The organism is Streptomyces sp. NPDC034049 (genome assembly GCF_055575575.1).
Genome location: NZ_JBVISJ010000003.1, coordinates 55,531 through 81,166, shown reverse-complemented (window position 1 = coordinate 81,166; position 25,636 = coordinate 55,531). Strand labels below are relative to the sequence as shown.

At 69.1% G+C, this 25,636-nt stretch carries 26 protein-coding genes, 1 tRNA gene and 2 pseudogenes; 16 read left to right on the top strand and 13 right to left on the bottom strand.

Annotated elements, in window-relative coordinates; all coding sequences use genetic code 11:
- Window positions 1-2: 2 nt before the first annotated feature.
- Window positions 3-1,310 carry a molybdopterin-dependent oxidoreductase gene (locus tag ACZ52C_RS09980; RefSeq protein ID WP_469074258.1) on the top strand — a complete coding sequence of 436 codons (1,308 nt, stop codon included), beginning with the start codon at window positions 3-5 and terminating at the stop codon, window positions 1,308-1,310.
- Between the two features lie 331 nt (window positions 1,311-1,641).
- Here ACZ52C_RS09980 and ACZ52C_RS09975 read toward each other — a convergent pair whose 3' ends face one another.
- From ACZ52C_RS09975 to ACZ52C_RS09965, 3 genes are read right to left on the bottom strand one after another with little or no spacing between them, the layout of a single operon-like run.
- Window positions 1,642-2,508, bottom strand: coding sequence for a class I SAM-dependent methyltransferase (locus tag ACZ52C_RS09975; RefSeq protein WP_469074257.1), 867 nt, complete (start codon window positions 2,506-2,508; stop codon window positions 1,642-1,644).
- Window positions 2,505-3,122 carry a TIGR04282 family arsenosugar biosynthesis glycosyltransferase gene (locus tag ACZ52C_RS09970; RefSeq protein WP_469074256.1) on the bottom strand — a complete coding sequence of 206 codons (618 nt, stop codon included), beginning with the start codon at window positions 3,120-3,122 and terminating at the stop codon, window positions 2,505-2,507. The genes ACZ52C_RS09975 and ACZ52C_RS09970 overlap by 4 nt, the downstream gene beginning before the upstream one ends.
- On the bottom strand, window positions 3,119-3,868 hold the full coding sequence (locus ACZ52C_RS09965; protein WP_469074255.1) for a glycosyltransferase family 2 protein: 750 nt from the start codon (window positions 3,866-3,868) through the stop codon (window positions 3,119-3,121). The genes ACZ52C_RS09970 and ACZ52C_RS09965 overlap by 4 nt, the downstream gene beginning before the upstream one ends.
- Window positions 3,869-3,984: 116 nt before the next feature.
- Between ACZ52C_RS09965 and ACZ52C_RS09960 the strand changes: the two genes are divergently transcribed.
- A complete protein-coding gene (locus ACZ52C_RS09960) occupies window positions 3,985-4,812 on the top strand; it encodes a response regulator transcription factor (RefSeq protein WP_469074254.1) in 828 nt (275 codons plus the stop codon).
- Between the two features lie 2 nt (window positions 4,813-4,814).
- Complete coding sequence (locus ACZ52C_RS09955; protein ID WP_469074253.1) at window positions 4,815-5,927, top strand: sensor histidine kinase; 1,113 nt, start codon at window positions 4,815-4,817, stop codon at window positions 5,925-5,927.
- Between the two features lie 57 nt (window positions 5,928-5,984).
- Here the strand turns inward: ACZ52C_RS09955 and ACZ52C_RS09950 are convergent, their stop codons facing one another.
- Entirely contained in the window at window positions 5,985-6,986 is a 1,002-nt protein-coding gene (locus tag ACZ52C_RS09950; protein ID WP_469074252.1) for an NAD-dependent epimerase/dehydratase family protein, read from the bottom strand.
- Between the two features lie 186 nt (window positions 6,987-7,172).
- On the opposite strand from ACZ52C_RS09950, the gene ACZ52C_RS09945 reads away from it, so the two are divergent.
- On the top strand, window positions 7,173-7,739 hold the full coding sequence (locus ACZ52C_RS09945) for a DM13 domain-containing protein (RefSeq protein WP_469074251.1): 567 nt from the start codon (window positions 7,173-7,175) through the stop codon (window positions 7,737-7,739).
- A 103-nt stretch (window positions 7,740-7,842) separates the two neighbouring features.
- Window positions 7,843-7,965: pseudogene (locus ACZ52C_RS09940) on the top strand (flavodoxin family protein); the annotation flags it as partial.
- 19 nt (window positions 7,966-7,984) lie between these two features.
- Here the strand turns inward: ACZ52C_RS09940 and ACZ52C_RS09935 are convergent.
- The 6 genes and pseudogenes from ACZ52C_RS09935 to ACZ52C_RS09910 all read right to left on the bottom strand — a co-directional run bounded on the left by ACZ52C_RS09935 (window position 7,985) and on the right by ACZ52C_RS09910 (window position 12,311).
- The gene (locus tag ACZ52C_RS09935; RefSeq protein ID WP_469074250.1) at window positions 7,985-8,254 is read right to left on the bottom strand and encodes a hypothetical protein; all 270 of its coding nucleotides are present in this window, start codon (window positions 8,252-8,254) and stop codon (window positions 7,985-7,987) included.
- Window positions 8,199-8,531: pseudogene (locus ACZ52C_RS09930) on the bottom strand (recombinase family protein); the annotation flags it as partial. The gene ACZ52C_RS09935 and the pseudogene ACZ52C_RS09930, both read right to left, overlap by 56 nt.
- Window positions 8,532-8,772: 241 nt before the next feature.
- Window positions 8,773-9,729, bottom strand: coding sequence for a sigma-70 family RNA polymerase sigma factor (locus ACZ52C_RS09925; RefSeq protein WP_469074249.1), 957 nt, complete (start codon window positions 9,727-9,729; stop codon window positions 8,773-8,775).
- Window positions 9,730-9,800: 71 nt separating this feature from the next.
- The gene (locus ACZ52C_RS09920; protein WP_469074248.1) at window positions 9,801-10,835 is read right to left on the bottom strand and encodes an ABC transporter permease; all 1,035 of its coding nucleotides are present in this window, start codon (window positions 10,833-10,835) and stop codon (window positions 9,801-9,803) included.
- A 23-nt stretch (window positions 10,836-10,858) separates the two neighbouring features.
- Window positions 10,859-11,011: a hypothetical protein gene (locus ACZ52C_RS09915; RefSeq protein ID WP_469074247.1), complete on the bottom strand. Its 153-nt coding sequence runs from the start codon at window positions 11,009-11,011 to the stop codon at window positions 10,859-10,861.
- A 94-nt stretch (window positions 11,012-11,105) separates the two neighbouring features.
- Window positions 11,106-12,311 carry an NAD(P)/FAD-dependent oxidoreductase gene (locus tag ACZ52C_RS09910; protein ID WP_469074246.1) on the bottom strand — a complete coding sequence of 402 codons (1,206 nt, stop codon included), beginning with the start codon at window positions 12,309-12,311 and terminating at the stop codon, window positions 11,106-11,108.
- A 1,797-nt stretch (window positions 12,312-14,108) separates the two neighbouring features.
- Between ACZ52C_RS09910 and ACZ52C_RS09905 the strand changes: the two genes are divergently transcribed.
- The 7 genes from ACZ52C_RS09905 to ACZ52C_RS09875 all read left to right on the top strand — a co-directional run bounded on the left by ACZ52C_RS09905 (window position 14,109) and on the right by ACZ52C_RS09875 (window position 17,534).
- Window positions 14,109-14,684: a hypothetical protein gene (locus ACZ52C_RS09905; protein ID WP_469074245.1), complete on the top strand. Its 576-nt coding sequence runs from the start codon at window positions 14,109-14,111 to the stop codon at window positions 14,682-14,684.
- Window positions 14,685-14,744: 60 nt separating this feature from the next.
- On the top strand, window positions 14,745-15,299 hold the full coding sequence (locus ACZ52C_RS09900; RefSeq protein ID WP_469074244.1) for a MauE/DoxX family redox-associated membrane protein: 555 nt from the start codon (window positions 14,745-14,747) through the stop codon (window positions 15,297-15,299).
- Between the two features lie 15 nt (window positions 15,300-15,314).
- Window positions 15,315-15,851 carry a hypothetical protein gene (locus tag ACZ52C_RS09895; protein WP_469074243.1) on the top strand — a complete coding sequence of 179 codons (537 nt, stop codon included), beginning with the start codon at window positions 15,315-15,317 and terminating at the stop codon, window positions 15,849-15,851.
- Window positions 15,848-16,165, top strand: a complete 318-nt coding sequence (locus ACZ52C_RS09890; protein ID WP_469074242.1) for a hypothetical protein — start codon at window positions 15,848-15,850, stop codon at window positions 16,163-16,165. Before ACZ52C_RS09895 ends, ACZ52C_RS09890 begins: the two co-directional genes overlap by 4 nt.
- Window positions 16,166-16,247: 82 nt before the next feature.
- Window positions 16,248-16,823, top strand: a complete 576-nt coding sequence (locus tag ACZ52C_RS09885) for a hypothetical protein (protein WP_469074241.1) — start codon at window positions 16,248-16,250, stop codon at window positions 16,821-16,823.
- Window position 16,824: 1 nt separating this feature from the next.
- The gene (locus tag ACZ52C_RS09880; protein ID WP_469074240.1) at window positions 16,825-17,253 is read left to right on the top strand and encodes a hypothetical protein; all 429 of its coding nucleotides are present in this window, start codon (window positions 16,825-16,827) and stop codon (window positions 17,251-17,253) included.
- A complete protein-coding gene (locus tag ACZ52C_RS09875) occupies window positions 17,250-17,534 on the top strand; it encodes a hypothetical protein (RefSeq protein WP_469074239.1) in 285 nt (94 codons plus the stop codon). Before ACZ52C_RS09880 ends, ACZ52C_RS09875 begins: the two co-directional genes overlap by 4 nt.
- A gap of 75 nt (window positions 17,535-17,609) precedes the next feature.
- Here ACZ52C_RS09875 and ACZ52C_RS09870 read toward each other — a convergent pair.
- Window positions 17,610-17,705: transfer RNA gene (locus ACZ52C_RS09870), tRNA-Sec, on the bottom strand.
- A gap of 74 nt (window positions 17,706-17,779) precedes the next feature.
- On the opposite strand from ACZ52C_RS09870, the gene selD reads away from it, so the two are divergent.
- From selD to ACZ52C_RS09850, 4 genes are read left to right on the top strand one after another with little or no spacing between them, the layout of a single operon-like run.
- Complete coding sequence (selD, locus tag ACZ52C_RS09865; protein ID WP_469074238.1) at window positions 17,780-18,823, top strand: selenide, water dikinase SelD; 1,044 nt, start codon at window positions 17,780-17,782, stop codon at window positions 18,821-18,823.
- A complete protein-coding gene (selA, locus tag ACZ52C_RS09860) occupies window positions 18,820-20,157 on the top strand; it encodes an L-seryl-tRNA(Sec) selenium transferase (RefSeq protein ID WP_469074237.1) in 1,338 nt (445 codons plus the stop codon). The genes selD and selA overlap by 4 nt, the downstream gene beginning before the upstream one ends.
- The gene (selB, locus tag ACZ52C_RS09855; RefSeq protein WP_469074236.1) at window positions 20,154-21,935 is read left to right on the top strand and encodes a selenocysteine-specific translation elongation factor; all 1,782 of its coding nucleotides are present in this window, start codon (window positions 20,154-20,156) and stop codon (window positions 21,933-21,935) included. Before selA ends, selB begins: the two co-directional genes overlap by 4 nt.
- Window positions 21,936-21,991: 56 nt before the next feature.
- On the top strand, window positions 21,992-22,510 hold the full coding sequence (locus ACZ52C_RS09850) for an aminotransferase class V-fold PLP-dependent enzyme (protein ID WP_469074235.1): 519 nt from the start codon (window positions 21,992-21,994) through the stop codon (window positions 22,508-22,510).
- Window positions 22,511-22,545: 35 nt separating this feature from the next.
- Here the strand turns inward: ACZ52C_RS09850 and ACZ52C_RS09845 are convergent, their stop codons facing one another.
- Together ACZ52C_RS09845 and ACZ52C_RS09840 are read right to left on the bottom strand one after the other, a co-directional pair.
- Window positions 22,546-22,890: a hypothetical protein gene (locus ACZ52C_RS09845; RefSeq protein WP_469074234.1), complete on the bottom strand. Its 345-nt coding sequence runs from the start codon at window positions 22,888-22,890 to the stop codon at window positions 22,546-22,548.
- 537 nt (window positions 22,891-23,427) lie between these two features.
- Window positions 23,428-25,224 carry an ATP-binding protein gene (locus ACZ52C_RS09840; RefSeq protein WP_469074233.1) on the bottom strand — a complete coding sequence of 599 codons (1,797 nt, stop codon included), beginning with the start codon at window positions 25,222-25,224 and terminating at the stop codon, window positions 23,428-23,430.
- Window positions 25,225-25,636 lie beyond the last annotated feature (412 nt).

The following is a 25,636-nucleotide window of genomic DNA, read 5'->3' as shown; positions in this document are numbered from 1 at the left end:
GCATGGCACGGTCTCCCTCCTCTCCCGCCTTCTGGCGCAGCCCGCTGCGCGGCCCCTGGTTCACCTCCGTCCTCGGCGTGGTGCTGCTCGCCGGTGTCACGGCGCTGTTCGTGACGGGGCTGCTGTCTTACGCCGCCTACAACCCGAACCTGTCACCGGTGAACGACAAGACCGGGAACAAGGGGATCCTCGGCTTCTACCTCTTCGCCTGGCCGACGAATCCGCACTGGCTGTACCGGCTCACCCAGGGCGTCCACGTCACGCTCGGGATCGCCCTGGTCCCCGTGGTGCTGGCCAAGCTGTGGTCGGTGGTGCCGAGGCTGTTCCAGCTGCCGCCGGCGCGTTCGCTCACCCACGCCCTGGAGCGGGTCTCGCTGCTCCTGCTGGTCGGCGGAGTGCTGTTCGAGTTCGTGACGGGGCTGCTGAACATCCAGCTCGACTACGTGTTCCCCGGCTCCTTCTATCCGCTGCACTTCTACGGGGCGTGGGTGTTCTTCGCGGCGTTCGGGGTCCATGTGGTGCTGCGGGCGCCGACGGCCCTCCGCAACCTGCGCCGGATGCGGGGGAGCGGAGAGGAGCGGGCCGAGGACGCGGAAGCGGACTCGCGGTCGGCGCCCGGGGGAGCCGTTCCGCCACCGGTGTCCGCGGAGGAACCCTCGCTCGTGGCGCCGGACCCCGCCGAGCCCACGGTGTCGAGACGCGGTGCCGTGTGGTTGGTCGGGGGTGGCTCGCTGCTGCTCCTCGCCACGAGCGCGGGGCAGAACTTCGACGGGCCGTTGCGGCGTACGGCCCTGCTCGCCCCGCACGGCGGTGCCGAGCCGGGCAGCGGGCCCGGCGGCTTCCAGATCAACAAGACGGCCGCGTCCCGGGGGATCGACCCGGCCGAGACGAGGGAGGAGGCGTGGCGGCTGGTCGTCACCGGGCCGTCGGGGACCGTCCGGCTGAGCCGCGCCCAACTGCTGGAACTGCCGCTGCACAGCGCGGCGCTGCCGATCGCGTGTGTCGAGGGCTGGTCCACCTCCGACCAGTGGTGGCGGGGCGTGCGGCTGCGTGACCTCGCCGCGCTCGTCGGGTACGAGCCGGGCTCGGCGCCCGACGTCCTGGTGGAATCACTCCAGCGGCGCGGCGCCTTCCGCCGGGCCGCGCTGCGCGACAACCAGGTACGCGACGCGCGTTCCCTGCTTGCCCTGGACGTCAACGGCGAGCCCCTGACCCCCGACCACGGCCATCCGGCGCGGATCATCGTGCCCGCCGCGCCCGGTGTGCTCAACACCAAGTGGGTGGCCCGGCTGACGTTCGGAGACCTGTGATGAGAGCACCTGGGACGACAAGGCTTCGGGCGCGGGTCGGCAGTCCGTTCCAACTGCTGCTCCTGGCCTGCTCGTTCGCGCTGGCCGGATACGCGGGTGTGCGGCTGCTCTCCGACGACTGGTTCGCGGTCGCGCTGTGGTTCGTGGGCGCGGCGGTGGTGCACGACCTCGTGCTGCTGCCGCTGTACGCGACCGCCGACCGCGCGCTCGTCCGGGCGTCGGGTGAGGCCGGCGACCGGGAACTGGTGGCGTACGTCCGTGTGCCCGCTGTCCTGTCCGGGCTGCTGCTGTTGGTGTGGTTCCCACTGATCAGCGGCCGGGTGGCGGACCGTTACGAATCCGCCACCGGCCTCTCCGCGCACGGCTTCGCCGCCCGCTGGTGGCTGATCACAGCCGTGCTGTTCGGTGGTTCGGCGCTGCTGCTGGCGCTACGGGTGCGGCGGCGGGCGCGGCTGCGCAGCACGACGAAGGAGCGCCCGCCCGCCGTCCACTGATCGACCACGCGCCAGCCGAGCCGACGGGCGTGGCGCAACAGCGCCGGCGTACCGAGCCGGGCCCAGGGGAAGGCGCCCTCGTCCGCGCCTGCGGCCTCGGCGCCGCCCACGAGGCGGACCTCGACACGCTCGTCCACGTCCACGGGGACGGTCTCGGCGATCAGGAGGCCGCCGGGACACAGCAGTTCGTTCACGCGGGACAGGAGGGCGTGGGGGTCGCCGCCGATGCCGAGGTTGCCGTCGAGAAGCAGGACGCTGTTCCAGCGGCCCTCTCCGGGCAGCGGTTCGAACACGGAGCGCCGCAGCGCCTGGCCGCCGAGCCGCAGGGTGTGCGCGACGGCGGCCCGACTGACGTCGATGCCGAGCACCGGCCGCCCCCGGGCGGCGAGTTCCGCGACCAGCCGCCCCGGCCCGCACCCCACGTCGAGGACGGCGCCCTCGCACCTCCCCAGGGCCTCCAGATCGACGGCGTCGGCACGGGCACACCAGCGCTCCACCTCCAGCGGCAGCAACCAGCCGTCGCCGCGGCGCAGATAGAGCGGCCCGCGGCCGGCGCGCAGGGCGTCGGCGTACGGATCACCGGACCAGGTTCGCCGCACGGGACTGCGCCGCGTGCCGCTCGTCGGCCGGTCCTCTGCCACCGGCAGGCCCCTGTTCCCGTGCGTACCGTTCACCGGCGCGGTCCTCTCGCCCGTGCCGCTCATCGGCCACTGACCGCTCGCAGCCGGGCCAGTTCCGCCGCGAACCGGGTGCGGGGCGCGAGTGTGGCGACGGCCTCGGCGTCGGCGGCGGTGTCGACGTCCCTCAGACGCGGCAGGTCGCGGACCCGCAGCCCGGCGGCCACCAGCCGGGCGCGCTGGACGGCTCCGGTGACGGGCGTCGACATGGGCACCCCGCGCAGCAGTGCAGGGTTCGGCTCGGCGAGTCCGAGGGCCCAGAACCCGCCGTCCTCGGCCGGACCGAAGCACGCGTCGCATCCGGTGAAATCCAGGGTCAGCAGTTCGGGGGTCACCTGCGGGGTGTCCATGCCGATGAGCAGGGCCGGCCCGTCGCATCCGGCGAAGGCTGCGGCCAACCGCTCGTCGAGGCCGCCCGCGCACTGCGGTACGACGTCGAAGCCGGGCGGCAGCCAGGGACCGGGCCGGCCGTCCAGCACCAGGACGCGTCGGAGGGCGGGCGTCGCGGCCACTACCCGCAGAGTGTCCGCGAGGGCCGCCTCGGCGAGCGCCGCCGCCCCCGCCGGGGTGAAGGGCGGGGTGAGCCGGGTCTTCACCCGGCCCGGCCGCGGCTCCTTGGCGATGACGAGGAGCGTGGTCATCGACGTACCCCTCCCGCCGTGTCGTCCTGCCGTACGGCTGGTTCGTGCAAGACGCGGCTCATGTCCCGCACCGCCTGCCAGGTGCCCCGCCAGGTGCCGGTGACCTTGGAGGCGCCGGTACGCGGCAGGTACGGCACGTCGTGCTCGGTGACGCGCCAGCCCGCGTCGGCCGCGCGCACCACCATCTGCAAGGGATATCCGCTGCGGCGGTCGGTCAGCCCGAGGGCGAGCAGCGGTTCACGGCGGGCGGCGCGCAGCGGGCCGAGGTCGTGCAGGCGCAGGCCGGTGCGGCGGCGCAGCATGCGGGCGAGCGCGAGATTCCCGGCCCTGGCGTGCGCGGGCCACGCGCCCCGCCCCTGCGGGCGGCGTCGGCCGAGCACCAGATCTGTACGCCCGTCCGCCAATTCGCCGACGAAGGGGATGAGAAGCGAGGGATCGAGTGAGGCGTCGCAGTCGCAGAAGGCCACGATGTCGGCGGTGGCGGCGGTCAGTCCCGCGTGGCAGGCGGCGCCGAAGCCGCGGCGCTCTTCGTGGACCACGGTCGCGCCCAGTGCGCGGGCGATGTCGGGCGAGCCGTCGGTGGAGCCGTTGTCCACGACCAGGGCGCGCCAGCCGGCCGGGATATGGGCGAGTACCCAGGGCAGGGCGTCGGCCTCGTTCAGGCAGGGGAGCACGACGTCGACGTGGGGGCGGGGACGCACCGAATCGACGTCCGATGGTGGAGGAGAGGTCGTCACGGCTTTCACCCTACGAGGACGAAGTTCGCAAAACGGTCAGAGTGTTCTTACGGAACGCGGACGTCAGGAGCTGGGGGTGTCCGCCGGGCGGCACGGGGGCCGGGCTTGGTGCGACGCTGGGCCGCATGGAACAGCAGCCACACGAGCCGGGGCGACGGACGGCGGCGCGCGTCCTGGTGGTCGACGACGACCCCACGGTCGCCGAGGTCGTCGCCGGATACCTCGACCGCGCCGGACACGCCGTCGACCGCGCGGGGGACGGACCGACCGCACTGGCCCGCGCCGCCGAGCACTGGCCGGACCTGGTCGTGCTGGACCTGATGCTGCCCGGCATGGACGGCCTGGAGGTGTGCCGCCGCCTGCGGGCACAGGCCCCGGTGCCGGTCATCATGCTCACCGCGCGCGGAGACGAGGACGACCGCATCCTGGGCCTGGAGGTCGGCGCCGACGACTACGTGACCAAGCCCTTCAGCCCCCGCGAACTGGTCCTGCGCGTCGAGTCCGTACTACGCCGCGCCCGGCCCGCGTCCGGAGCGGCCCCTCTGGGCCCGCTGCGCTCGGCGGGCCTGACCGTGGACCCGGCCGCTCGTCGCGCCACCAAGGACGGCGTCGAACTCGCCCTGACCTTGCGCGAGTTCGACCTGCTCGCTTTCTTCCTGCGCAACCCAGGCCGTGCCCACAGCCGCGAGGACCTGATGCGTGAGGTGTGGGGCTGGGACTTCGGCGACCTGTCCACGGTCACCGTCCACGTCCGCCGACTGCGCGGCAAGGTCGAGGACGACCCGGCGAGCCCGCGGCTGATCCAGACGGTCTGGGGAGTCGGCTACCGCTTCGACACCGCGGCCACCTCGACCGACGGTGCTCCCGCCGGACTACGAGCAGCCGGCACCCCTACCCGAACCCCGGTCGTCGCGCACGAACCGCCCGCCCCCCACCGGAACGGGGAGGCGTGAACATGCGTGACACCCTGCTCATCGCCCTGTTCGCGTTCCTCGGCGCCGTCGCGGCCGGACTGCTGGGCGCGGTCGCACTGTGGCTGCTGCGACGCCGCTCGCTCATCGCGTCGCTCGCTGTGGTGGCAGCCGTCGCGGTGACCGCGATGCTCGCCGGCACCCTGGCCGTGGCGTGGGCGATGTTCCTCTCCTCGCATGACCTGTGGGTCGTCACCACGGTCGTGGCGATGGCGGCGGTCGTCTCGCTGGCCACCGCGCTGCTGCTCGGCCGCTGGGTCGTCGCCCGCAGCCGCGCCCTCCAGCTCGCCGCCCGCTCCTTCGGCGACGGCGGCTCGTTCACCGCGCCCGCCGGCCCTGCCACCGCGGAACTCGCCTCCTTGAGCGCCGAGTTGGCGGCGACGAGCGCGAAGCTCGCCGAGTCCCGACAGCGGGAGCGCGCCCTGGAATCCTCGCGGCGCGAACTCGTCGCCTGGATCTCGCACGACCTGCGCACCCCGCTCGCCGGGTTGCGCGCGATGGCCGAGGCCCTGGAGGACGGCGTCGCCGCCGACCCCGCCCGCTATCTCACCCAGATCCGCACCGAGGTCGAACGCCTCAACGGCATGGTCGGCGACCTCTTCGAACTCTCCCGCATCCACGCCGGAGCCCTCTCCCTCACACCGTCCCGGGTATCCGTCTACGACCTGGTAGGCGACGCCCTCGCCGGGGTGTACCCACTGGCGGACGAGCACGGGGTCCGGCTGGTCGGCGACCATGTCGAGCCCCTGCCCGTGGAGGTGGACGGCAGGGAGATGAGCCGGGTGCTCGGCAACCTCCTGGTCAACGCGATCCGCAGGACCCCCGCCGACGGCACCGTCATGGTGGCCGCCGAACGCTCCCCCGACGGCGTGCTGCTCTCCGTGTCGGATGGTTGCGGAGGCATCCCCGAGGAGGACCTGCCCCGCGTCTTCGACACGGGCTGGCGTGGCACCCACGCCCGTACACCCCCGGCGGGCGCCGGACTCGGCCTCGCCATCGTGCGCGGGATCGTCGAGGCCCACCAGGGCCGCACCACGGTCCGCAACATCCCCGGCGGCTGCCGATTCGAGGTGGTGCTGCCCGCAGCCGCTTCCTGAACACGGGCAGCACCACCGGTACTTGGTCGTTCACGGGCCGGCGCGGTTCGCGCCGGCCTACGAGCCCCGCATCCCGGCACGGGCGAACTCCCGCATGCCCTCCGTGAACCCGACCTCCGGTTTCCACCCCAGCTCCGAGCGCAACCGCGACGAGTCCGCCGTGATGTGCCGCACGTCCCCGAGCCGGTACTCCCCGGTCACGACGGGCTCCGGACCGCCGCAGGCGTCGGCCAGCGCCGCCGCCATCTCCCCGACGGTGCGCGGCTCACCGCTGCCGGTGTTGTACGCCGTGAGCGTCCCGGCCCGCACATCGGCCTCCAGGGCCATGACGTTGGCACCGGCCACGTCCCGTACGTGCACGAAGTCCCGCCGCTGCCGACCGTCCTCGAACACCCGGGGCGCCCGGCCGTCCGCCAGGGCCGAGCGGAAGAAGGAGGCCACCCCGGCGTAGGGGGTGTCGCGGGGCATCCGGGGTCCGTAGACGTTGTGGTAGCGCAACGACACCGCCGACCCGCCCGTCGTACGCGCCCACGCCGCCGCGAGGTGCTCCTGGGTGAGCTTGGTCGTGGCGTACACATTGCGCGGGTCGACCGGTGCGTCCTCCCGCACCAGCCCCGGCGCCAACGCGTCCCCGCACACCGGGCACAGCGGCTCGAAGCGGGCCGCGGCGAGATCGTCGAGCGCGCGGGGCCCGGGCCGCACCACGCCGTGCCGACCGCACTCGTACCTCCCCTCCCCGTACACGACCATCGACCCCGCCAGCACCAGCCGCCACACCCCCGCGTCCGCCATGGCGGCCAGCAGCACAGCCGTACCGAGGTCGTTGCGGGAGACGTATTCCGGCGCGTCGGCGAAACCGGTGCCGAGACCCACCATCGCCGCCTGGTGGCACACGGCGTCCACCCCGTCCAACGCCCGGTCTACCGCCTGCCGGTCCCGTACGTCAGAGCCCGCGTCCACGGCCACGTCGAACACGACGGGCTCGTGCCCGCCCTCCGCCAGCACATCCACGACATGGGACCCGATGAATCCGGCACCGCCGGTGACCAGTACACGCATAGGGCCACGCTAGGGCGCCCCGGCCGGACCTCCCGCGCCCACGCCCGGCACGTCACGCTTCCGTAAGAGTGTGCGAGGCCGAGCCGGACGTAAGGATTTCGTCATCGGCCGTCCCCACCCGAAGGGCTGTCCCTTGCGTTGTATGGACGGGGACGACAAGGCTCACGGAACGGGAAGAGGGACGACATGGGGCGCGGGCGGTTGGGGCCTTTGGCCGTAGGGGTGTTGGTGGCTGTGGTCGCGGGGGTGGGCGTCGGCCTGTACTGGTTCCAGCCGTGGAAGCTCTGGCAGGACGAGACGGTGACGGAGTCCCTGCCCGCCGTCGCGGAGCCCACCGGAACCCCGGCTGCGACCCCTGACACGGAGTCGTCACCCTCCCCGTCGGCACCGGTCTCCGGACCCGTGACGCTGGCGAGTGGCGATCTGATCAGCCACGAGCACACGACCTCGGGCAGTGTGAAGCTCGTTCGGCTGGCCGACGGCGCGCATGTGGTCCGGCTGGAGAACCTCGACACCAGCAACGGCCCCGATCTGCGCGTGTGGCTGACCGACGCACCGGTGAAGGAGGGGCGGGCCGGCTGGCACGTCTTCGACGATGGCGCATACGTCAGCCTCGGCAAGCTCAAGGGCAACAAGGGCAGCCAGAACTACGCCGTGCCCGAGAACGTCGACCTGTCCCGCTACGGCAGTGTCAGTATCTGGTGCGACCGCTTCGACGTCTCCTTCGGCGCCGCCGAACTGGCCGACGCCTGACGGTTCCCACTCATCGCACGACGCATGCACGGGAAAGCCACGGGAGAAACCGGGCTCCCCACGAGACGCTGCCTGTTGCTCGCCTTCAGCAAGGGAGACAGCCATGGCAGAGTCACCTGCCCTTGCCCCGGACACCCTGTACCGCTTCGACGATCTCACCGCCCTCTACATCAACTGCACCCTGAAGCCCTCCCTGCAGCTCAGCCACCCCCAGGGCCCGAGCGACGCTCGGTGCCCCTGGGGGATCACACGCCCGCCGCCGTGGCGGCCTGTTCGTCGGGTTCGCGGAGCATCCGCATGACGGTGGCGGGCGAGGGGCTCTGGCCCTTCTCCGCGCCCGTGGTGATGACAAGCCGCTTGGCGATGTCGCGCAGACACATCTCTTGGTCGCGCAGGTGCAGGGCCATGGACAGCGTGGACTGGTCGGTGACGCCCGCGCCGGCGATGGTCCTGCCGCGTTTACGTGCGGACTCGTGGCCTTCGAAGGTGCGGTCGCCGATGTACTCGCGCTCCATGCCGGACACACCGTGAACACGATCCCGGAGGGTTGTGCGAGCCCTTGAGCTCCCCGGTGAGGAATTCCAGGCCGACGCCGCTCGCCTTCAGCTCCTCGGCGAGCATGGCGAGTTCGATGCCGCGGCCGAGCCGCTTGTGCTCGTGGACGACCAGGGTGACGGCGACACGGGAGGAGCGGATCTCCCCGGCGAGCTCAACGGCTGCCTCCAGCTCGTGGCGCCGGGTGGCGCGAGTGGAGATCTTCTCCGAGAAGACCCGGGTCACTCCGGCCTCGGAGAGGGAGTCGAGCTGTGCGTCGAGGGACTGCCGGGCAGTCGAGGCGCGGGCGTAGCCGAGGCGCGACGTGTCCGCCCGGTTCGGCGTCGGCGCTCACTGGCCGGGGCAGCTCGGTCCAGACCGACCCCGGCTTGCGTACGGCGGGGGTCGGCACACTGAGTGCCTTGGCGAGTTGGGGCACGAGGCGAAAGCGGGCGGTGTGGTACTGGATGGCAACCTTGCCGGTCCGGCACGGCCGGGGTCACCACTGGGTGATGAGCGGAGCGTCCGGTTCGTGCTGCCGCCAGGCTTCGGTGAGACGGGCGAGGCGGTTGGGCGCGGCAATGCCGTGCATGGTTGCGATCTTGCCGTTGATGATGTCGAACATCGTGGAGCCGACGACCTGGTCGCCGAGCACGAAGAGGATGGCGGGGGCGCCGTTGACGAGCGCGTAGTGGATGGCCGGCGTGCCACCGGCCAGTCGCCGCTTCGCGTCTGTGGGTTTGAAGCCGGCCCGTACGACGGCGGCGATGCGCTGCGGAGTGTCGTACCGCAGCAGCGTCGTGGCCAGGCCGCCGGCGCCGTCGGAGACCGCGGTCGCGTCGTCGGTGAGTAGCGCCACCAGCCGTTCGGTGCGGCCCGACGTGGCGGCGGCGAGGAATTCCTCGACGATCCGGCGGGCGGATGCGGGGTCGGCTTCGGCGCCGCCGTTGCGGGCGGCGGTGATGCGGCGCCGGGCCCGGTGGAGGTGCTGCTGGCTCGCGGACTCGGTGATGTCGAGGATCTCGGCGATCTCGGAGTGGCTGTAGGAGAACGCTTCGCGCAGGACATAGACGGCCCGTTCGACGGGGGACAGGCGCTCCATGAGCGTCAGCAGGGCCAGGGAGACCGATTCGCGCTGCTCGAAGGTGTCGGCCGGGCCGAGCATCGGGTCGCCGTCGAGGAGCGGTTCGGGCAGCCAGGCGCCGGCGGTGCGTTCGCGGCGGGCTTGTGCCGAGCGGAGCCGGTCGAGGCACAGGTTGGTGGTGACCTTGGTCAGCCATGCTTCCGGCACCTTGATCCGCCGCCGGTCGGCGGCCTGCCAGTGCAGGAACGCGTCCTGCACGGCGTCTTCGGCGTCGGTGGCGGAGCCCAGGAGCCGGTACGCCAGCGAGGCCATCCGGTTGCGGCTGACCTCGAACCGACTGGTGTCGAAGTGATCAGTGGCGGCACTGTCCATGTGGACCACCCTAAGGACGCCTTCCTGCGGTGGTGGGCGGGGAACGTCCCAAGCCGGTAGGTGCTGTGGAGTCAGACCGTCGTGTGCAGGGCCGGCTGTACGGCCCCGTCTTCGACGGTAGCGGTAGGACGATGGCGTAGGTTGCCGGCCAGGCACAGCACCACGCCGAGCATGAGCCACGCCGCCAGGACGGTGGCAGAGTGGGCAGCGCCGTGGCCGTCGAAGAACGCGGTGGAGCGCAGCAGCCGGCCTCCGGCCCCGGGGGGCAGCAGTTGGCCGAGGGGGCCGGACCAGCCAGGCAGCATCTCGGGTGCGGTCGCTGTGCCGGACAGGGGGTTGCCGATGAGCATCATCGTGGCGGCGCCGAGGCCGAAGCCGACGTACCCGAGCAGTGACTCGAGGCCGAGGATGCTCAGGGAGGTGGCTGCGATGGTCAGGGCGACGGCGCCGCTGTTGGCCCAGTAGGAACCGTCGAGTGAGCCGAGCCAGAACTGCAGGATCGCTGCCACGGCAAGTCCGCCGGTGACGGCGAAGGCGAACGCTCCGGTGACGCGGCGGAGGTTGCCGCGGACGAGCCTGGTCAAGAGCAGGGCGGCGAGCAGGCCGCCCATGACCAGCGGCAGGGCTCCGGCGGACAGTCCGGCGCCGCGCGGGTCACCGTCCGGCAGCGGGACGAGGTCGCGGGTGGTGACCGCAGTGCTGCTTCCCTGTCCCTGGCTGAGACCGGCCACGATGCTGTTCAGGGTCTGCGCGACCGCGGTGCTTGCGGCGGACGCGGTAATGACCTGTGGGGTGCCGGAGGTCAGGTCGATCGCCCCGTACACCTTGCGGTCGCGGATCAGTTGTTCTGCGGCGGCCGTGTCGGCGACCTGGGTGACCTCGAAACCGTCGGGAAGCCGTTGGTCGAGTAAGGGCGTGATCTGCTTGACGGCGGGTGCGGGCCCGGCGACGGCGATCGGCACATCGTGCACCGAAGAGCGTACTGACGGCCAGGCGAAGGCGGTGAGCAGCAGGCTGATGCTGACCGTGAGCAAGGCGACGGCCCTGGCCACGCTTGGCCAGGGTGAGGGCGACGCGTTGGCCGGGGCTGCGGCTTGAGTGGACATGCTTCTCCTTCCGAGGAGGGGGTTCATCGCCGGGCGAGCGGGGTTTCGGTCTCGTCGCGGGTCAGCTCTTCCCGATTGCGGTCGCAGCAGAAGCCGCTGATAGGGGCCTTCTCGACATGGACTGTCAGGACGCCGTCGAGTTCACCGGCCAGGCAGGGGATGAGTGCCGGGTTCACCACGGTGATTTCGCTGGATGGGCACGGCACGTCGAGTGGCTCAAGGTCTTGAAACAAAGCCTGGGTGTATTACCCAGTGAGCTTGGGGGCGCGGCTACGCGACCGACTTCTCGGCGAGGGACACGTTCGAGGCGGCAGCGGCCAGGCGGCGCTTGCGCTTGGGCAGGCCGAAGGTCGGGTGCGAGGTGGCCCACAGCGACATCTTCACGATGCCCGCCTTGATCCGGGCGGCCTTGCGGCCGCCCATGTACTTCGGCTTTGCCTGCCCTTCGTGGTCGACCATCTGCAGGATTCCGTCCCGCCGCCCGAGGCTGATGTGGTTGCCCGGGTACTCCAGCTTGGTGTTCGCGATCTTGCTGCCGGTCAGGCGCCCGACGATCGCGTCCGTGGCCTGTCGGCCGGTGTAGCCGGCCGAAGCACAGGACATCGGCAGTGGCCGGCCGTTGTCGCCCACGGCGTACGCGCTGTCACCGGCGGCGTAGACGTTCGGGTGCGAGACCGACCGCATGGTGCGATCGACGACGATCCGGCCGTCCTCGGTGACCTCCAGCCCGCTTACGGCGGCGATGGGGCTGACCGCGAACCCGGCCGTCCACACGGTCGCATCGGACGCCAGGACGGTGCCGTCGGCACACAGCACCCGCGTCGCTTCGACGGCTTCGACGCTGGTGTGCTCCAGGACGGTGATGCCCAGCCGGTCGCAGGTCTGGCGCAGGTGGCTGCGGGCTCCCGCGGAGAGATGGGCGCCCAGCTCTCCGCGGGCGACCAGCGTCACCGACAGGCCGGGCCGGGATTCGGAGATCTCGGTGGCGGTCTCAATGCCGGTCAACCCGTCACCGACGACGAGGACACTCCGGCCTTCGTCCCGATTGCTCAGGCTGTCCAGGCGCTCGCGCAGGCGCAGCGCGGAGGGCCGGGCGGCGACATCGAAGGCGTGCTCGGCCACGCCGGGGACGCCGTGGTCGGCGCCGTGGCTGCCGAGCGCGTAGAGGAGCGTGTCGTAGCCGAGCTCGCCGCCGCCGTCGGCATCGGCCACGGCGACGACCTGGAACTCGGGGTCGACTGCGGTGACACGGGCCCGGCGCAGCCGTATTGCTGTGCCCGCGAAGACCTCGGCGAGCTGTGGAGCCTCGATCTCCTGGCCGGCCGCGAGCTGGTGCAGCCGCAGCCGCTGGACGAAGTCCGGCTCTGCGTTGACGACCGTGATCTCGGTGTCCGCCGGGGACAGCCGGCGGGCCAGGGTCCCGGCCACGTACGCCCCGGCGTAGCCGGCACCGAGGACGACGATGCGGTGCTTCATGTCTCGCTCCTGTCGGTCGCTTGCTTCCGGTGACTTGAGCGAAACAACGGCCCGATTCCTGACAAGAACTGGATGTGATGCGGGTCATAGTCGACAGGGCTGATGCGAGGCTGGCTCGGGGGCGGGGGCACGGTCGATGAAGCCCGGCAGCCCTCAGCGTGTCTGCGCTTGTGATCGATCGGCGGCGCCAGCAGATGTACGGGGGCGGGGCACGACGGCAACGGCCCCAGGTCGATTCGGGCGTCCCTGTCCAGACGGAAGGTGCCGTACACGTTGACGTTGGACCGGAACAGCGCGGCCAGGCCGCGCCGGTCCTCGTCGCTGAGCTTCTTCCCCATGCCATCACCGCCGTACGGCGCAGCGACCGCCGGGCGCCCCTGCTTGCTGCCCAAGCATCGCGATACCGTTCAAGCTCTGAGCGGGCCCCTGTTCAGGCTCTGAGCGGTCCTCCGTTCAGGCTCTGAACAAGCAGTCAGGTGCGTTCACTCAGTGAACAGAACTCCGTTCGCTGAGTGAACGCCGCTTACGTTTCCTGAGTGAACGGCCGGGCAGCGGTGGGAGCGGAGTGTGCTGCTGGCGATGGTCGACCCGTCCGGCTCATCCCGATCGGCCTGCGCGTCGATGGGCGTACGTAGAGTGCACCAGCCGGACCTTGAACGACGACACGCAGCCACCAGCCCCTGCTCCGGTGTGCGCTCTTCGTGCACGGCGAGGCAATCGCGCGAGCCTTCCTCGGCCTCGCCGACTGGTACCCGTTCCTTTCAGGCTGACGCATCGTCAGGAATCACCTTCGACGCCTCTCCTGGTGGCGCATTTGCGCGACTTAGGGCAAGCGGAGGGCGCGTACCCCCGAATTGGACTAGACAACAAGAAAACCCCAGGCCGCTGACCTGGGGTTTCATCATGGAGCGGATGACGAGAATCGAACTCGCGCTCTCAGCTTGGGAAGCTACGGCGCTTGGGTGGGCGCTATGGATCTGACCTGCAAGAGATGCCCCGTTCTGAAGAGGCTTCCCTGGTCGGTTCGCACCTCTGTTGACCGTGGTTGACCGCTCTTACGGGCACGCTAAGGGCACGACGCTACGGATCGACGGGAAATTGCCGGACGCGTTGGCAGATGCGTCGGGTTCGGTTCGCCTTGCTGCCTACTCCAGCCGCCTCGTCGCGAGTGCACACGCCGGATGCATTGAGACTGATGCCATGGCAGGCGCGGCTGGACAGGATCCCTTCGCCCGTCTTCTCGGCCGAACGTGCCCTGACGCGCACTTGTGGGCCGACCGCACCCTCAGACATCGGACTCGCTGCCGGGCACGGGTGGACCGCTTGCGGCCCTGGCAGAGGGCTGGAGCGCCCAACCTCCCGGTGGGTGACTGCGCAGCCAGTCGTAAGCGATTTCTATCGACTGGCTGGTTTTGGACAGCCGCGAGCCGCTCGCCGACGGGCAAACCAGAGCTTGCCGCGTGATTCCGGCCGTTCAGACATCAACAAGTGGAACGTGGGAAGAGGGTGGCGGTGTGCCCGTACCCCCTCCCGTCGGGGAACTGGTGTGCGGTCTGTGGTGAGCTGCCTCATCCGAAATACCGTACGGTCCGGTGTCGCTCGTTCGGCCGTCGGCTGCGTGTTGGCGATCGTGTTTCTGGAGGCTGCACGCCACGAGTCCGGCCTGACTTGTGTGCCTCCTGTGAGTCTGACCAGATAGCGCGTTCCCTGCCTGTTGAGTCCCGTGGAACAGTGATCCATCGTCCAGCTTGCTGGCTTTCAGCCAAGGCGAGTGGCCACGACGCGACGGAGTCAGAGATGTTCGCACGGCTGAGTCGACCGATCCTTCTTCGCTCGGAGGGCTTTACCGTCCCTGGTTCCCTGATCGCGCTCATGGCAGCTGTTGTCCTCGCAGCTAGCGGGTGCAGCGCGTCCGGAGACGATCCCAAGGACGCGAGGGCGACGAAGCCCACGAACACCGTGGCCGCGTCGAAGGCGGACGGGAGTTGTCGCCCCGCGGTGGAGCAGGGCCCTCTTCCCGCCTGGGCGCGAAAGGAACTTCCGCAGGCCGGTTCCCAGCGTCACATCATCGGGAACAAGGGCGAGATCGCCGCGGTGCTCTTCGGTTTCCCGTACCACGCGCCGGCTGCCAAGGGGCGGCAGAACAAGATCCTCTGGGTGGCGAAGGACACCGAGGGTGCGGCCGAGATGGGGCCTGACGACCGGTTGGTCATCAAGGCCAAGCTTGTCGGCACAGACCAAGTGGTGTCCCGTTCGGTCGCGGGAGGGCCCGGCCCCTCTCTCATCGACATGCCGAAGCCGGGGTGCTGGGAATTCTCCCTCTCCTGGCCGGGGCATTCCGACAGCCTCGACGTCGAGTATCTGGCCGGCTGAGCGCGGGCCTTATCGCGTACGGCAGTCGGCGGGGGACAAGCAGGGAATGAACGGGGATACGTGACATTTACTGATGCTTTATTCGTGTGCGCTGACGCGGCCGTCGCGGCACTGCTGGTACGGGGCGGAGCAGCAAAGGTGGTCGCACCGGCGCTCGGGGCGGCAGCCGCGGGAGAGCTTCGTCCCGGCAGGCGTCCTGTGCCCGTTGCCGTGATCCGACTCTTGGCGATCGGGGAGATCGCGGTGGCTCTGGCTCTGGCGATCCCCGCCCTACGCGGTCCGGCGCATGTGTCACTGGTGCTCTTCGGGGCCCTCTTCTTCGGCGCCGGGCTCCTCGGGCTGCTGCGTGGCAGCACCGAGCCGTGCGGTTGCTTCGGTGCGGACAGCACCCGGCCCCTGGGCGTCGGCAACGCACTGATGGGTCTCGCCATCCTGGCCGACGGAGCGGCCGCACTGTGGGTGCATGGCGTGAGCATGCCTCAGGGCGGTTCCTTGTCCGCCGGCGTCGCAGCCCTGGCGGCGATCACGACGTGTGGCTGGCTGCTCTTCTCGCATCGCGAGCGCGCGTACACGGTGCTCGGAAATCTCTTCAAACAGTCGGAGTCCGCTGCCTAACGAAGGTAGGGCCGCATGACCGTCTTGCTCTCGGTGGCACTGCTTGTGCTGACCGTTGCCGTCGCCCTGCTCTTCGCGATGATGGGCGAACTCTCCTCACGTGTGCCCGACCCGGGTGACGAAGAATCCGTCGTCCCGTTGAGGGACGTCACATTGGGTGTCGCGCCGGCCGACTGGCCGGACGCGCTGCGTGCGCACGTGGACCGGGGCCGGAGTGTACTGCTGGTCCTCAGCCCGGTGTGCGCCACGTGCACCAAGGTGGGGGAGGAACTGTCCCGACTGGCGCCGGGGGAACTCGGCGACCGGTACGGGCTGATCGTCTCCTCCGGCAGCGCCGACGCGGGCGCGGAGTTCGTCGACCGCCACGCGTTGCGGAAGATCCCTCACTACGTCGACGAGGGCGGTATGTGGACCATCGGAAGTCTCGGTGTGAACAGCAGCCCCGCAGCCCTGGTCTTCGAGGAAGGAGTGCTCACCGACGCCTACACCTTCGGTACGTTCCGCGCGATCCAGCAGAAGGTCCAACCCCTGGTGACAGGAGGAGTCAAATGAAGTTCCTCAGAAGAGGCGTGTCGGCGGCGGACACCGCCGAACCCAAGAAGGGTATGGGGCGCCGTCGGCTCATGGCCCGAGTCGGCGCCACCGGCCTCGCGGCCTCGGCGGGCGTCTTCGCCGGAGCGCAGCAGGCGGCGGCCGCACCGGCGTGCTGCAACCTGGCCAACTGGCCGGAGAACACCACGTACAGCTACTGCAAGGCACACGCGTCATACATCTGGTATTGCGAAACCGCCAGCGGCGCCCTCCACTGCGCCTGCTGCGAGACCGCCGGTAACAGGCTGTCCGCAGCCCAGTGCCTGCACGACTGACGGCGGTCCCACGATGACGACATGGCTGGTGATCGCCGGCATCGCGGCGGTCCTGCAAGTCTTCAGTCCTTGAGGCCAGTCCATGGCCGGGGTCGCCGGTCCCATGCTGCGCCGCAACAAACCGCAGGGCACCAGGTTCCTGACGGGGCTTCTCGTCGGCGGATCCGTCGCCTCACTGCTCCTCGCCGCGGTCCTGTTCGGACTGGGCACACTGCTGGAGTGGTGGCTGCCACCGCATGCTCGGCTGGTGGTGGTCGCGGTGACGCTGGTGGTGTTCGGTCTGGCCGACATCACCAACCGCACACCGCACATCTGGCGCCAGGTACCTCAGGCGTATGTCCGCAGCATCCCCCCGGGGAGGCTCGGCCTGGTCTGGGGATTCGACCTGTCCTTGCTGTTCACGACGCAGAAGAGCACTTCACTGACCTGGGCGGCTCTCGCCGGAACGGGGCTGCTGGTCCCGTCCGCCGCGGGGTATGTCCTGGTCGGCATGACCGTGGTCGGTGTGCTGACGATCGCGGTGCGGAGTGTCTACTACAGCGTCAGAGGAATGCCCGAACACGGAGACAGGATTCGGCCCTGGTTCACCCTGATCCGAAGGACGTGCGGTGTCGCGCTGTTGCTGGTCGCCGCGGTCGTCGTCCTGGGGAGCTGGTGAGATGAGCGGACATCAGCGTGCCAGTGATCCGCGGGGGCAGGTTGTCCTCACTCGTTTCGAGTGCCGCAACCTGTTCTCCCTGCTGCTCATCCTCGCCCTGCACCACAGGGTCAAGCGCGAGGTGCGCCGGGTGGCCGACGGCTACCTCGGTCACACCACGCTCGTCCAGTGGCACAGCCGGACCCTGCTGAGCTTCTCGCTCTGGGACCGGCTGGACAGTGTCTACGCCATGGGCGAGTCCCAGCGTCACATCGCGGCGTCGCGGCTACCGGCTCGTCTGCGGGCCACCACGTCCTGTGGGATCTACGCCTACAGCGGCGAGTGGAAGCAGGTCATGTTCGGTACGCCGACCGCCGCACCGGAGCCGCTGTTCGCCACGGAGTCCGTTCCGCACACAAACCCTCACACAGACAGGAGGAACCACTCGTGATCACTCGTACCCCGACGGATCGGGGCGTCGCCTTCATCAAGAACAATCCGGACGGCACCTCGAACGTCTACGTGGCCGCCGATGTCGCTGCCGACGGCAGCCCTCAGGACGTCATCTCCATGCATCTGAACCGTCCGGGAGTCGACATCGACGACGCCATAGGTCTGGTGTCCGTCGGCTCCATGCAGCGTACGGACGGACAGGTGCGCGTCACGTCCGGACCTGAGGACGTGGTCCTGGTCAAGCCGGGCCGCACCGGTGCGGGACCGCTGCTCGGCTGAGCAGTGTCAGGGAACGGTGCCGGGCCGAGAGAAGCGGCCCGGCACCGGTCTGCGGAGCGGCGAAGCCGCTCGGTCTGGCGGAGGCGGACGGGAATCGAACCCGCCGGGCGAGGATGCCTCGCCCCACCCGCTTTGAAGGCGGGGAGGCCCACCAGGAACCCTGACGCCTCCGTCGCCACCGTAGCCGACTCGTTCCTCGGTCGGCAGCCGAATCGATCACCGAGGCCACTTCTGACATGGGAAGCATGAACACCGACACCCAGCCCCAGCTGAAGCGTTCCGCCCCACGGTCCCCCGGCATACGACTGACGCAATACGCCCGCGGTGGAGGTTGTGCCTGCAAGATAGACCCAGGTCGGCTGGAGTCCATGGTGGCTCAACTTCCTTCCCCTTCAGGAGAGTTCGGCCACGGGGAACTGATCGTCGGACTTGACGGCGGCGACGACGCAGCCGTCGTACGGCTGCAGGGCAACCAGGCCACGATCCTCACCACCGACTTCTTCACCCCGGTCGTCGACGACGCCTACGACTGGGGCCGCATCGCGGCCGCAAACGCCCTCTCCGACGTCTACGCAATGGGCGGCACACCCCTCGTCGCCGTGAACCTACTGGCCTGGCCGATCGACACACTGCCCATGGAACTCGCCGGGGAGGTGCTGCGCGGCGGGCTCGACATCACCCGTGCCGCCGGCTGCCACCTCGCGGGCGGACACAGCATCGACGACGCCGATCCGAAGTATGGCCTGGCGGTGACCGGGATCGCCGACGCCGACCGCCTTCTGCGCAACGACGCCGGCCGGCCCGGTCTGCCCCTGTCTCTGACCAAGCCGCTGGGCATCGGTGTCCTCAACACACGCCACAAGCGCACCGGGGAGAACTTCCCCCAGGCTGTCGCGACCATGACCGCCCTGAACCGGGACGCCTCGGCGGCGGCCCTCGCCGCGGGCGCCGTCTGCGCGACCGACGTCACCGGCTTCGGACTGCTGGGGCACCTCTACAAGCTGGCCCGGGCGAGCGGTGTCACAGCGAGGGTGGACCCGGCTGCCGTTCCCTACCTCGACGGTGCTCGTGAGGCGGTTCGAGCCGGATTCGTCAGCGGCGGCAGCAAGCGCAACCTCGCCTGGGTCGACCCCCATACGTGGTGGGGAGCGGCCGTCGACGAGGAGGAGCGTCTCTTGCTGGCCGACGCCCAGACATCCGGCGGACTGCTGATCGTCGGCGAGATTCCCGGGGCGCCTGTCATCGGCGAACTGGTGCCCGCCCAGGACGACATCCTCGTCGTCGGATGACGACGGCCAAGCCCGCCACGGGCGATCCACGCCGGCGCGTCCCGGGCACCGATCTCGTGCTGGCGGATCGCCGTCTCGCCGACGCGGGCCGCCGGCTCGGGCGCGCCGTCGTCAAGGAAGCCGTGCACGAGGCCCAACGGCGAGCGCGCAGAGGAGAGATACCGCCCGAAGCCGTGGCCGACCTCGCCTCGGCGTTGTTGCCCCGGACCACCACGACGTTGCGTCCGGTTCTCAACGCCACGGGCGTCGTCCTGCACACCAACCTCGGCCGCGCCCCGTTGTCCCCGGCCGCTGTCGAGGCCGTACGGGCGGCCAGTGGCTATGTGGACGTGGAGTTCGACATTTGGAGCGGGACACGGGCGCGCCGGGGCCGAGGTGCTCTGGCGGCGCTGCGCGCGGCCGTGCCCAGAGCCGAAGAGGTCCATGTCGTCAACAACGGCGCCGCTGCCCTGGTCCTCGCCGCCACGGTCCTCGCCGCGGGCCGGGAGATCGTCGTGAGCCGGGGGGAGTTGGTCGAGATCGGGGACGGCTTCCGCCTACCCGACCTCCTGGCCAGTACCGGAGCCCGACTTCGCGAGGTCGGGACGACCAATCGCACCCACCTCGACGACTATCGCCGTGCGATCGGCCCTGCCACGGGCTTCCTCCTCAAGATCCACCCTTCCAACTTTCGCGTCGAGGGCTTCACCAGTGCCGCTTCCGTCGCCGACCTGGCCACACTCGGTCCACCGGTGGTCGCCGACATCGGCTCCGGGCTGCTCACCGCCGACCCACTCATCCAGGAGGAGCCGGACGCCGACGGCTGGCTCGCGCAGGGAGCGAACCTGGTCACCGCCAGTGGCGACAAGCTCCTGGGCGGCCCGCAGGCGGGCCTGTTGCTCGGCACCCGAGAGATCGTCGCCGCCCTGCGTGCCCACCCACTCGCCCGGGCCCTGCGCCTGGACAAGCTCACACTCGCCGCCCTGGAGGCGACCCTCGTGGGATCCCGGCCACCCGTCCAAGAATTCCTGCACGCGGATCCCGAGGCACTGCGCACCCGCGCCGTGAGGCTGGCCGGTCGGCTCAACGACCAGCGCGTCCCCGCTGCCGCGGTGGCGAGTGAAGGCATCGTCGGTGGCGGCGGCGCCCCGGGGGTCCGGCTCCCCGGCTGGGCGGTCCAGCTGTCCGCCGACTGCGCGGAGGCGCTGCGCGCGGGCGAGCCGTGCGTCGTGGGGCGCGTCGAACGCGGGTACTGCCTGCTGGACCTGCGGTGCGTTCCGCCCGAACGCGACGACGACTTGGCGGAGGCCGTCCTGCGGGCCACCGGCTCCCAGGGAGGAGACGGGGCCACATGAGAGTGATGGCGACCGCCGGGCATGTGGACCACGGCAAGACCGCACTACTCAGGGCTCTGACGGGGATGGAGACCGATCGGCTGCCTGAGGAGAGGCGTCGTGGCATGACCATCGACCTCGGATACGCCTGGACCACCCTCCCCGATGGCGAGACCGCGGCCTTCGTCGATGTGCCCGGGCACGAGCGGTTCGTCACCAACATGCTGGCCGGCGCGGGCCCCGCCCCCGCGGCGCTTCTCGTGGTGGCGGCCGATGGGGGATGGGCGAGGCAGACCGAGGAGCATCTCGCCGTACTCGACGCCCTCGATGTGCGGCATGGCGTCGTCGCCGTCACCCGTGCCGACCTGGCGGACCCCGCGGCGGCTGCCGCCGCGGCTCGCGAGCGCCTGGCCGGCACCTCGCTGTCGGCCGCGGAGATCGTGGAGACCAGCGCGGTCACCGGACACGGCATGGGCGCGCTGCGGGCGGCTCTCGCGCGGCTGGCCGGCCGGATGCCCGTGCCGGACTCCGGGCGGCCCGCACGGCTGTGGGTCGACCGGGTCTTCACCGTGCGAGGCACGGGCACTGTGGTCACCGGGACGCTCGGCAGTGGCAGCATCGCAGTGGGAGACGAGCTTCGGATCGCCCCGACAGGCGGTATCGTCCGCGTTCGCTCGATGGAATGCCTCAAGACGAGTGTGAGCGGCGCGGCGGCGGTCTCCCGCGTCGCCCTGAACCTCCGCGGCAGCGACTGCTCCACGATGAAGCGGGGGCATGCGTTGATCTCCCACGGAGGATGGACGGTCACTGACCAGCTGGACGTCCGCCTGACCCGGGCGGAGGAACGGATGCCGAAGGAACTCGTGTTCCACCTCGGCTCCGCCGCGATACCCGTACGGGTCAGACTCCTCGGCCCGGACACGGCACGCCTTGTACTCGCCTCCCCGATCGCGGTGCACCAAGGAGAGCGCGCCGCGCTCCGCGCCCCGGACGATCGGATGATCACCGTCGGGGCGGTCGTCCTCGACGTCCTGCCGCCACCCCTGAACCGGCGCGGAGCGGCGGCGGCTCGCGCCACGGCGCTCACCGAAGTGCCCGACCGTCCCGACCCCACCCTGGAACTCGCCCGTCTGGGCGTCGTCACCCGAAGCCGACTGACGGCCACGGGCGTACTGCCCCCCGGCGGCGAACCGCCGCCGGAAGCCGTTGTCGTCGGGGACTGGCTGGTTCACCCGGAGCACTGGGACAAATGGACCGCACGACTGCGCCGAACCACGGATCAGTGGGCGAAGAGCCACCCGCTGGCGCCCGGCATGCCACGGGAGACGGTCGTACGGGAACTGGCGCTGCCCCACCCCAAGTTGCTCGACGCTCTGGTCGGCGAGGCCGACTTGGTCCAGGACGCCACCGGTGTCCATCGCGAGGATGCGAGGCCCACCTTTTCGGAAGCCGTCGAACGCGCTCTGCAGGCCGTCCGCGATCGCCTCGTCGAGGCGCCATTCGGCGCTCCGACGACGGATGAGCTTCAGTCGTTGGGCCTGGCGGAACGACAAGTGGCGGCGGCCGCCCGCTCCGGTCTGCTGCTGCGCCTGCCGGGAAACGTCGTGCTGCTCCCCGACGCACCCGAGAGGGCTCGGCAGCGCCTGGTCGAACTGCACGAGCCGTTCACGCTCAGTCAGGCGCGGCAGATTCTGGAGACCACCCGCCGTGTCGCAGTGCCGCTGCTGGAACTGATGGACCGGACCGGTCTCACCAGACGCGTCGACTCGACACACCGACGATGTACCGAGCCCACATGACAAGGGCGGCACCCGAAAATCCTGCCCGCACATCAAGCAAACCTCGGAGAAGCAGCATGACCCCCGCGCACCCCGGACTGTGGGGCGAGCCGGTCTACCTGGACTACAACGCCACCACTCCCGTCGACCCCAGGGTCGTCGAGGCCATGCTGCCTCACCTGGTGCATTACTTCGGCAACCCCTCCAGCAGCCATTCCTACGGCGATCAGCCCCGCCGCGCGCTCGATCGGGCACGCGCGCAGGCCGCTGCCCTGATCGGGGCTCGGCCCGGCGAGATCGTCTTCACCGGCTCCGGCTCGGAGGCCGACAACCTCACCCTGCGCGGCGCCGTGCTGTCCGCCAAGGCCGATCGTCTACCGCTCCGCAGCCGTGCTGGCGGCGATCATCGCCTGGTTACGGGAGTTGAGAGACACGACCTAGGGCACACAGAGGGCACGCCACCCTCAAATTGGACTAGACAACAAACAAACCCCAGGTCGTTGACCTGGGGTTTCATCATGGAGCGGGTGACGAGAATCGAACTCGCGCTCTCAGCTTGGGAAGCTGCGGGCATTTGGAGCTGGTCTGGGCGCTGACCTGGGCCAATGACTGAGCCATCGCCTCGTCTGGCTCAGCTGCTTTCACCGTGATTCCCCGCTGCTCCCCTCTCTATCTGGTGCGCTTGTGGTGCGGCGTCCGCGTCCCTGCCTGACGCCTCTGGTCCGTCGGCATCGCCGTAGAGGTCGACTCGGAGCCGCTCCTTGGCTGCGTCGAGTCGCTCGGCGTAGTCGGGCATGAAGATCTCGCTCAGCGTCGTGTCCAACGTTCCAGAGATCGTGTAGATCGGTGACCATACGGCTCGGTCGCGCACGATTCCCTCAAGGTCGTCGGACTGGAACATGACTTGGTAAAGCCAGTCCGACAGCACGAACGCTTGATCGCGCGTGAGCCTGATGGTGATTGCTTCTTCGTCCACGCCCTCAACGTAGCCGTCTCGACACTGGGCCTTCTTCGGTGCCCCGGCGAGACTCGAACCTGCGCCACTCGCTTCAGGATTTCGATTTCCTCTCGTCCCGGATGAGGCACACCTCAGTTACCGGTGCCACGCGTAGGTGCTGAGTGTCGTCGCCGTTCGGGGGCGTTGATGGCAACGTTGGATGTCAGCGGAAGAGCTGCGGCACGGGGCAGGGCTCCAAAGGCTCATCCGGACGGTCGGCCCAGTTCCACCAGACATGCCGACCGCTGCATCTCCACAACGTCCGGCAGGTCCGCCGGCCATCGTCCTCCCGCCTGGCGAGGACGAAGCCACCAGACTTCATGGGCTGGCTGCACTCGGGACAGGCCGTGGCGTCGTCGGTCATGCCGCGCACCTTAACGGAGCGACCGCTTCGTCCCGAAGCAACCTGGGCGAGCGTCCGGCCCCGGAGCGGTGAGCCATTGGCCTGCGGTGTTAGTCCACAGCCGTCCGCACCTGTCTGTCGCTGTGCGTGTGCGTTGTCACGCAGTTAGACACTCAGGCGGGCGGAGTGTCTGTGGCGTCGCCCTCCTGCTCTGGTTGCTCTGTCACATCGTCCAAGTCGAGCTGGGGACTGATCCTGTACTTCGCGTGTTGGCCCTTTCCTGCCTGGGTGGGCTCGATCTTCCCTTCGTTCTTCAATGTTCGAATCCAATGCTCTGCCGTCTTGTGAGTAAGATTAAGCAGCTCACTGATTTGCGCCTTAGAGAGCTCGCCGTGAACGGAAAGCAGTTGAGTGATCTGGCGGCGCCGATCCAGGCGGATGCGATGCTTTCCCTCTGCCGTTACCGACGCTGCATAGTCGGACAGGGTATAGCGCGCACCACCGCGTGTCCCAGTCTGATCGACGAACTCGCGCGCCACGAGATCCTGTAGCTCAAAAGTCGCCGCTCGACTGTCGCTTACGCCGGTAGCTGATCGATACTTGGAGTTGTCCAGTACCTCGCCGCGGCGCATTAGCGAAAGAGCGATGCACTGACTGTCCCGAAGGCCTTCTCGACCGAGCGCCATTAGCCATTTCACTGTGTCGTCATCAAGCAGCGTGTGATTCGGCATGATAACTTCGAATGAAGTGGTCCGGTCAATGAAATTAGGCGGGCTCATCCCTGCTTGCCTAAATGCAATATTCATAGCCCGAATGCCAGATCCGCGGTTCTCGCACACGGTCCGATCTTCGCCAGGCACGGTGACATCTTCGAGAAGCTTCATAAGTAGGGAGTTTCGCGCCGACGAACGCCCCTCCTCCCCGAGGCGCGTGATGTCTAGCGCTCCAAACAATCCGCCAGGGTTAAGAATCCGAAGTCGATCGGGGTACATCTCTACTTGCACCTGTGAGCCCCTGGACCCGGGGCTCAAATCTCGGTGCACCAGAGCATTTACGATTGCCTCTCGTAGCGCTTCGGGTGGGTACTCCCAGACGTCGCGACGCCCCTCGCCAACGATCAAGGCTCGCTTCGACATGTTCCGCTGGATCGCCAGCAGCGCTTCCTTGGCCATGACAGGGATAGGGCCATTAACGCTGACGTTGTCCAGGAATCGAACTCCCGTAGACGTGGACTCGCCGCTCACTGTCGGAAAGTGCACGAACGTTAGGTTGAGTTGAGGGAAATGTTGTTGCGGATAGAGTCCAAGTGCAAGGAGTCCGCCCAGCGTGAGTAGATCCTCGCTGCCGGACTTGACGGTGACCTTAGTCATCCGCAGGATTATGTCTGGAGAAGCATCGCCGAAGATCCGCGGGTTCGATAGACGCATTCGCTTGACATAGTCATTGACCGCACTCTCGTCCAGGTCGCTGATACTTGACCCGGGAACTGTCTCGTGGTCGAAGAGAGGCTGACCGCGGTCGGCAATGAGCTGCTGCACTTCCTCCGGTGTAAGCCTTCTATCTCCTTCACCGACCCGGATGAAGGAGCCTCGATTCATCCCAAGACTTGTGCAATATGCAGGCTTCTGCTCCCGAGGTAGCTCGCTCACCTCGGCGACAACGACGCTTTTTCCGTCAATGGGAATAATGGTAATTGCGGGTGAGATTGGCGGGGAAATTTCCGTTCGACACATGGCGGCCAGGTCGGACTGGATTTTTCCTGGGTCTCGGGTACCGGTCACCGAAAATCCGGAAGCCTCGTCGACTCCGAGAATCAATGTTCCGCCGCCGGGAGTATTGGAGAAGGCTGAGAGGGTTTCCTTGCAGGATTTCGGAAAAGCGGTTTCCGCCTTCTTGGCCTCGATGTCTGCTGCTTCGGCACCGAGGGTTCGAGCTGATGTGAGTATGTCGCGGAGCTCTTCTGGTGTCATCCGTCCACTTCAATCTAGTTCGGGATGTTCTTATTGCTTGCTCGCACGCCATGCCGCGGTCTCTCGGATGCCAGATCGGGCTTGGACTGCTTTCCTCAATGCTGTCCCTGATCTTAGCGGAGCCACTTGGCCTACTGAATGGCTTGCCGTCTGACTGAGCCGGCCTGCTTCGTTGGGTGCTTTGGGTGCTGCTAGCTGGGGTGATGCTGGGTGTTGGTGTGGTGTGCTGACCTGCTGGTTTGCCCGGTGGGGACCTCCTAACGACCTCCTAAGTGCGGGGGAGCTGCGCGGTTGGCATTGCGCGGTGGGGCTGTCGGTTGGGTGCTTTGGGTGCTGCTAGCTGGGGTGATGCTGGGTGTTGGTGTGGTGTGCTGACCTGCTGGTTTGCCCGGTGGGGACCTCCTAACGACCT